Origin of the sequence: Aquabacterium sp. (genome assembly GCF_035476535.1) — a bacterium.
In the GTDB taxonomy this organism is placed as follows: domain Bacteria; phylum Pseudomonadota; class Gammaproteobacteria; order Burkholderiales; family Burkholderiaceae_C; genus Pseudaquabacterium.
Genome location: NZ_DATILJ010000210.1, coordinates 1 through 1,789, shown reverse-complemented (window position 1 = coordinate 1,789; position 1,789 = coordinate 1). Strand labels below are relative to the sequence as shown.

Below are 1,789 nucleotides of genomic sequence, written 5' to 3'. Positions count from 1 at the left end.
GCATCAACGCATCCACCACACCAGCGCGATCAACACGATCGCGCCGGCAATCCACGCCCACACCGGGATGCCACCGGCCTTGGGCGCTACCTCCGCTTCGGGCGCCGGCTGCGCCGCCGCCGCGGCCGCATAGGCCTCGGGGTGGCGCCGCTGCATTTCCTCGTCGAAGCGGCGGAAGAAGTCTTCGGCCATCGACTTGGCCACGCCGTCGATCAGGCGCTGGCCCATCTGGGCGATCTTGCCGCCAACCTGCGCGCGGGCGCTGTAGTTGAGCTCGCACCCCGTGCCCTGCGGCACCAGCTTCACCTGCGCCTGGCCCTTGCCGAAGCCCGCCGCGCCGCCCTGCCCGTCGAAGGAGAGCGTGTAGCTCTCCGGTGGCTGCACGTCGGTCAGCGTGATCTTGCCATTGAACTTCGCCGAGACGGGGCCTATCTTCACGGCCACGCCCACAGCGTACTGATTTTCCCCCGTGGCCTCGACCTTGTCGCAGCCGGGGATACTGGCCTTGAGCACGTCGGGGTTGTTGAGCGCGGACCAGGCCTGCTCTTGCGTGACCGCGAGCGTGCGGCTTCCTTGCATTTCCATACGGTTCTTCTTTTCCTAGTTTTTCATGACTGCCGCCAGGCCGGCCGCCAGGTCCTGCAGCTTGGTGAGGTTGTGCACGGCGAGCATGCCATGAGCCTGCCTGTGCAGCACGGAGGCGCCTCGCGCCGCCGGCACATAGCCGCTGAAACGCAGGAGTGGATTGAGCCACAGCAGGCGGCGGGAGTGCCGGCGCAGCCATTCCAGCTCGCGCGCCAGGACATCCGGCTCGCCGGTGTCCAGGCCGTCGGTGATGAGCAGGACCAGCGTGCGCCGGCCGACCAGGCGGCGCGCATGCAGTTCGCGCAAGGTCGTGAGCGAGTCACCCAGCCGCGTGCCGCCGGCGAAATCGTCGATGGCCGCGCTCGCGGCCGCCAGCATCTCGTCCGTGTCGCCGAGCCGGAATGCGGGGGTCAGGTCCGTCAGGTGCGTGCCGAAAGCGAAGACGTCGCGCCGTCCGGTCGCGCCATACACGTCGCGTGTGGCAGCGTGCAGAAAGGCCAGCAACAGCCGGGCATAGCGTTCCATTGACCCGGAGACATCGACCAGCACCAGCAAGGGCAACGGCGCCTGGCGCCTGCGCAGCCGGCGCAGCTGGAACAACTCGCCGCCGGTGCGCGATGCGTCGCGCATCACACTGGCCCAGTGCAACTGCGTCCCGCGCACCCCGGGGCGGGTACGCCGTGACGCGATGCAGGGCACGGGCATGCGCACTTCGCGCGCCAGCCGCTCGACCAGGTGGTACTCGCTCGCGCTCAGGGCGTTGAAATCGGCGTGCTTGAGCACTTCGAGATCGCTCGCCGTCATCGCGGCGTCGAAATCGACTTCCTGATCCGGCTTTTTCGGGGGCTGCTGGCCGAGCGCCTTTTGCGGCGAAAGGGCTTCGCGCACCCGCGGCCGGCCCTTGCCGGGCTCGGCTTTGCCTTCAGCGCTGGGCAGCAACTGGGCCAGCAGCTTGTTGGCCACTTCAGGGTCGCGGAAGTAGGCATCGAAGAGTTCGCGGAACACGGCGCGATCCTGTTCGCGGCTAACCAGCACGGCCTCCATCGCCGCGCTCAAGTCTTCTTTGCTGTCCACGCCGACGATCTGGGCGGCCTGCTGCGCCAACGCGATGCGCGCGCTGTCCAGCCGCACCCCGGCGCGGCGCAGGGCCCGGCCGAACCCGGTGATGTTGGCCGCCAGCTTGCCGCGGCGCGCGTCGCCTAGC

General features: G+C 68.9%; 2 protein-coding genes. Both read right to left on the bottom strand.

Annotated features, from left to right (window positions below; translation table 11 throughout):
• Window positions 1-3: 3 nt before the first annotated feature.
• A complete protein-coding gene (locus VLK61_RS20720; RefSeq protein ID WP_325423529.1) occupies window positions 4-585 on the bottom strand; it encodes a CoxG family protein in 582 nt (193 codons plus the stop codon).
• Between the two features lie 15 nt (window positions 586-600).
• On the bottom strand, window positions 601-1,789 hold a 1,189-nt coding region (locus VLK61_RS20715; RefSeq protein WP_325423528.1), incomplete at its 5' end, for a vWA domain-containing protein.